The organism is Caldisphaera sp. (assembly GCF_046536515.1).
In the GTDB taxonomy this organism is placed as follows: Archaea; Thermoproteota; Thermoprotei_A; order Sulfolobales; family Acidilobaceae; genus Caldisphaera.
In genome coordinates this window covers 1-5,515 of the sequence record NZ_JAWDMQ010000072.1, presented here as the reverse complement: position 1 = coordinate 5,515, position 5,515 = coordinate 1, and the positions used below count along the sequence as shown (strand labels likewise).

The following is a 5,515-nucleotide window of genomic DNA, read 5'->3' as shown; positions in this document are numbered from 1 at the left end:
GTATTTGATTCTGAAATTGAAAACAGCGTTATTCTTGATGGTGCTTCAGTAAAAGGAGTATTTATTAGAGATTCACTTATAGGTCAAAACGCCATAGTAGAGAAAGTTAATGATAAGTCCAGAACATTAAAATTAGTTATAGGGGAAAATTCTAGAATAGAACTTTAAAAATTATTTTTGTGAGTTTATGGCTTAATAATTACAAAATAGTTTAGAAATAATAAAGCAAATTTTAATAAAAAATTATTGGAGCATTTTTTAGTTTTCAAAAGCAGTTTATGCCAAAAGATTTAAATATGAGGTTTAATTTTATTGTAATAAAGATTTGTCTATTTTAAGTAAAAATGGAGCTTTACTTAAAAGCGCTTGAAGAATATTTATTTTATGCTTTTTAATTTTATTAACAATCATTGCAATAAATATTAAAATTATAATAAATATTAATATTCCGATTAAATAAGGTATTTCATTATTTGGTAATTCATTAGTATAACTTAGAGAAATTTGTTTTATACTAAAGCTATCCAATTTTTCATTAGTTACATACAAAAAATACTAGCATTTTTTAAAATTAATTATAGATAAATGCTTGTAATAAGTTTTATTATATGCTATACTTTTCAAAGGGAATACATTGGAATTAAAATAATTTTTTATTGTTAAAAGTAACATTTGGTATCCATAAAACGCTTTGGTTTAACATGCCTTTTACTTGATATATTACCCCATTTTTATAATATTTGTTTATGCCATCTAATGGATTTACGATTTCCAAAGTTATTCCTTCAGCAAATTCATTTGGTGACAAAGAAAATGCATCTGGAACAAAATAATATGTGTTATTATAGTAATATAATTCCATAGTTGAATTTCAGCTATATATAAATAATTGGTATCCTGAAGAATAGCCTGCTATTACAAATTACCAAAAGGGTAAAATAAGTAAATGTTTCAGGTGAAGAACCTCCCATTAAGCCTATTAAAAACGTGAGATTTCTTGAATTTATAAATATTTGATCTAATAAAATCTTATTTGAATATGTTGAATTTTTAAAATAAGAAAAAATTAATATAATTTTGGATTATTTGAGATATAATTGAAAAGGGTGTTTAAGTTATATAAGAAATTGGGTATTCATATGTATAATAGCTTCTTCCATTTTCATAATAAATCTCATATTTCCCTTAAAATTATTTAGGGTTGAATTTTGAGTAGTAACGTTCCAAATATTGTCTAAAAATTTATCATATAAGTATTGTTTTGCTTTTTAACTCTTGCAATATTTTGAAACCATAGAGTTGTAGATAATGATGCATTGATATTTTTATTTAATTGCAAGCCAAAACCATTTATGTAACTTGGTTGACCAGAATAAAAAATCCATTATAAAAATTAAATTTCCCACATATACCATAGGTTGAATAACCATAAGTTATCAACTTTTTATTAACAGAAACTAAAGTTCAGTTATCGTTTATACTCATGCTTGAGGATTTAGCTAAAAAATTATTATAAATAGAAAAATTAAAAAAATAAAATATTTCTTTATTCTATGGATAAAATATTCTTTTTTACTTAATTTCCCACCATTTTTATAGTAAAATTAGATTAAAAATTTTATTTTCTAAATTCTTTTCTTATTTGCTATTAAAGATATACAACTTTATTTCTTTAAAATTAAATCTTTTTAGTCTAATCTTTTAAAATAAATTTTTATTAGCTTTGTCTTACTCTTTTTCTCAAAAATATATTATAATTTGCTATTTCATAATAAAATTTTTATTCAATTTAAATTTATATATTTTTATGTATAACATAAAAATGAGAGTGAAAACTTGGCTTCACTAAGTTTATATGTAAAAGCTGCATTTAATTTAAGAGATGTAATAGAAGATAGATGGTTTCCTTCATTAATTGATTTTGCTAGAAGAAAAGAAACTATAAGAGTTAAATTAAAAGGTTTAGGCTATATTGATTTGCCTTGGGAAGAATATAGGTTTTTAGCATATGGAGTAACAGGCCTTAAGAAATGTAAGGATAGAATAGATTATTTTGATATAGTTAATTATGTAAAACGAGATGATTCAAAAAATATAGACTATATTTATAAAGCAATTCATTTGCTAGCAATACTAGGAAACCTTTGTTTTAATGGATTAAATCCAATAATTAATAATGGTATATTATCATTTAATTTTAATGGACTAAACATTAAATTTGGTTTAAATTGTTCTATACGTACTATAAGCGAAATTTATGCAATAGGTGAATATAACTATCCTGAAATTCTTTCAGATTTAAAAGAAAAAGATGTAGTAGATATAGGGGCAAGTATTGGGGATTCTTCAATATATTTTGCTGTATTAGGTGCTAAGAAAGTTATTGGTGTAGAACCTTTACCAAATGTAGCTAATTGCGCTATTAATAATGTAAAGTTAAATAATTTGGAAAATAAAATTAAAATTATTAATGCTGGGCTTAGCATTAATAATGGATTTATCTCAGTACCTTGCGATTATGATATTATGAAATCTGGTGTTTTTAGTTCAGTAAAATCTAATGGCAATTGTAAAGTACCAACAATAACATTAAAAGATGTTATTGAAATGGTTGATAATCCATATCTATTAAAGCTCGATTGCGAAGGTTGTGAAGCAGATATATTAACGAAATCTGACCCCAATGAATTAAAAAAATTTAAATATATAGTATTTGAAACTCACCCCTTTATTACTAATGTAAGCGATGATAAAATTTTAGCTTCTTTAAAAAATATAGGATTTAACTGCTATCTTAAAATTGTTCTTGTTCCCAAGACAGGTCAAAATCTTTATTCATGTGAACAAAAATAAATCTCAAGATCTTGAACAAATTTGTCCATCTTTTTGATAAGTTAGTTTTTAGTTAGGTATAAGAGTTTGAGAATTTCTACCTAACTATTAGACAAGATGAAAGGTAAATTTAGTATCTTCTTCTTTGTATCTTAACTTATTATCTTTTTTCTGTATCTTTATTCTTCTCCTTGAAAGCTCTTACAAACTGCGTTATATGATGGTACAGAAACCAGCAGTGTGGCAATTTGCCACATCGTTTTGGCAAATTCTTACCAAAGATTTAGCCTCGTGATTTGGCAATAATTTGGCTCTGAACCAAGTTACTAAGATTAAATTTGAGTAAAATAAATTTATTTGTAGAGATAAGTAGAGATAAAGTGTAAATTTACCTCAAATACTAATCTCAATTAATCAATTGATAGAAAAGAAAAAAAAGTGATTCTACTTGAGTATTTACAGCTTTAAATAATTATATAATAAAAGAATTAACAAACCTTACCTTTTAATGCAGGGGAAAATTTAGATTCGAAATGTATTAAAAAATTGAGATGTCACATTTCTTCATCTAATCAATTCTTAAAGGATGATGAGCGAGAGCCGATTTTACTCCTACAATACGAGATGGTATAAGAAAGTAGCACACATAAATGTAACCCTCTGGACTTCGGATAATTCTTCATGGTAAGGAGGAGATCAGATTCAATCATTGAAAATATAAAATAAATTTTCTCAGAAGTTTTTGCAGAACTTTTTTACATAGTTAAAAAAGACTTTTCTTTGAATTTTACTATAATATAAAGCATGACTCTGAAGAAACTAGAAATTCTTATTCTTGTAATAAATCTTTTTTATAACATACTCGTTATCAATTAGTAAATTAAGCCTCATTTTGATAACTATAAAAATATTATTAGTATTTTCTTACAAAATTTTAAAAAAGGTGAAGATTAAAAAACTATATTTTTGAATTAATTTATTTACTATCAGCAGAAGATTTTATGCTATTTATTTTAAACGATTAAGCTTACTTTGTTTGTAATATCCTTAACTCTCTTAAGACCTCGTAGCTGAATTCCTTGACTATGCATTAAAGTTTATTAGATAGCCTCAGCATGTTTTAACAGGGATCTTAAACTTTGAATGAGAAGCCATTAATCTCTGTAATAGTAACTGCCTACAATCGCAAAAAAAACTTGCCGTTCGCTTTGAGGAGTCTAGAGGAATAGACCTTGTCTAAGGACATGTTTGAAGTAATTGTTATAAAGAACTTTGAAGATCCTGAATCTGACAGTATAATCTCAAGAAACTTATGGAAGGATATCTATAGCGACAGTCCCCTTTATGGCAGGTTCTTTTTAGAGGGCTTTAAAAAAGCTCGGGGCGACGTAACAACATTCTTGAATGATGACGATATATACAAACAAAACAGGCTTGAAGAGTTGTATAAGGCCTTTACAAGGCATAAGAACCTTATCTACTTTCATAATTCTCAAGAGCTTATATTTGAGAAAGGCATAAAGCTTGAAAAGTCTAGGTTAGGGTTTACCTCTAGAAACCTGATAAGGAACTGTGACGTAATTATTGATGTAGATAGATTACGTAAGCTAGCGAGAGACTATAAAATAAGTGTCACAGATATAATACTCAGGCATGTAAGAATTTTAGCTGACGTCAACAATAGCTCCCTGGCTGTGAAAAAATATGTGCTTGAACATAACTATGATCTGCTCATGATGTTACCAGTAGGTATCGACAATTTCATATTTGCTGCCTCGATAAAGACTGGAGAACTAATGTACTTTACAGACAAGAGACCGACCTTCTATAGGATTCATGGCGAGAATTGGACCCCTGCTTTCGCTATTGGTAAAGTGCATAAGACTTACATAAAGAAGTTCAGGTCCCCCTTCAGACTGTAGCTGCTCTCAGGCTTATAGAATCTCAGCTACTTGAAGGGGAGCTCAATATATATGCGTGTAGAGAGTTTTATCTCAGGGCAGGTCTCTGGCTAATTCCGCAAACTGAGTCCAGAGAGCTACCGCCGGAGCTTAAACCTAAGCCCTCAGACTTCATGAAGGCTATGAGATGCATTACTAGGAAACATTTACGTCGCTCGACACTACTATTGGTCATAACATCGTTGCTTCTTGGAAATTCGATATCCCTTAAGAAGCCTGCTTATAACCTCTTCGGTCGGTTCATCTAAAGTTCTTCTGTTTCTTAATTATTAACAACATAATGAATTTGCTTATTCTCCAAAGTTATAGGACAGGATCTACTTGGTAAGATTTTCTTGTTTATGTGTCACTTGCTCTTAAAAGTTATTACTATTATCTAAAAAACTTATAAAAGATCTATTGACTAATTATTAAGCTAATTAAATTCATGACAAGCAATAAACCAATTTGATTCATAAAGTAGAAAGCTTAAATTAAATTCGATTCACAAATTTTAAGTGTAAAGGTAAAACTACAAAAATGCATGCTTATAATAAAAAATTATTAATGTAGGTGAAATAAAATGGCAAGAATTGCATTAATTCACACCCTTATTGAAGAGACAGGAGGAACAGAAAAATTAGCTTTAGAAATGTACAAAGCATTAAGAGAACTTAATTATAATGTTGATCTCTATACTGCTCATAAAGATCCTAAGGCTTGGGAAATTCTTACTAGCGGGG

Annotated in this window: 4 protein-coding genes; 2 read left to right on the top strand and 2 right to left on the bottom strand. The window is 27.8% G+C overall.

Features of this window, described 5'->3' with window-relative positions; translation table 11 throughout:
• Positions 1-309: 309 nt before the first annotated feature.
• A complete protein-coding gene (locus RXO53_RS07600) occupies positions 310-528 on the bottom strand; it encodes a hypothetical protein (RefSeq protein WP_410713626.1) in 219 nt (72 codons plus the stop codon).
• A gap of 112 nt (positions 529-640) precedes the next feature.
• A complete protein-coding gene (locus RXO53_RS07595) occupies positions 641-862 on the bottom strand; it encodes a hypothetical protein (RefSeq protein ID WP_410713625.1) in 222 nt (73 codons plus the stop codon).
• Positions 863-1,836: 974 nt separating this feature from the next.
• On the opposite strand from RXO53_RS07595, the gene RXO53_RS07590 reads away from it, so the two are divergent.
• Positions 1,837-2,853 (top strand): FkbM family methyltransferase, encoded by a 1,017-nt coding sequence (locus RXO53_RS07590; RefSeq protein ID WP_410713624.1) that lies wholly within the window; start codon positions 1,837-1,839, stop codon positions 2,851-2,853.
• A gap of 1,211 nt (positions 2,854-4,064) precedes the next feature.
• The gene (locus tag RXO53_RS07585) at positions 4,065-4,754 is read left to right on the top strand and encodes a glycosyltransferase family A protein (protein ID WP_410713623.1); all 690 of its coding nucleotides are present in this window, start codon (positions 4,065-4,067) and stop codon (positions 4,752-4,754) included.
• The last annotated feature ends 761 nt before the right edge of the window (positions 4,755-5,515 follow it).

Bases quoted from the DNA above. Each gene is read 5' to 3' on its own strand.
- RXO53_RS07595 (WP_410713625.1), bottom strand. From the start codon at position 862: ATGGAATTATATTACTATAATAACACATATTATTTTGTTCCAGATGCA.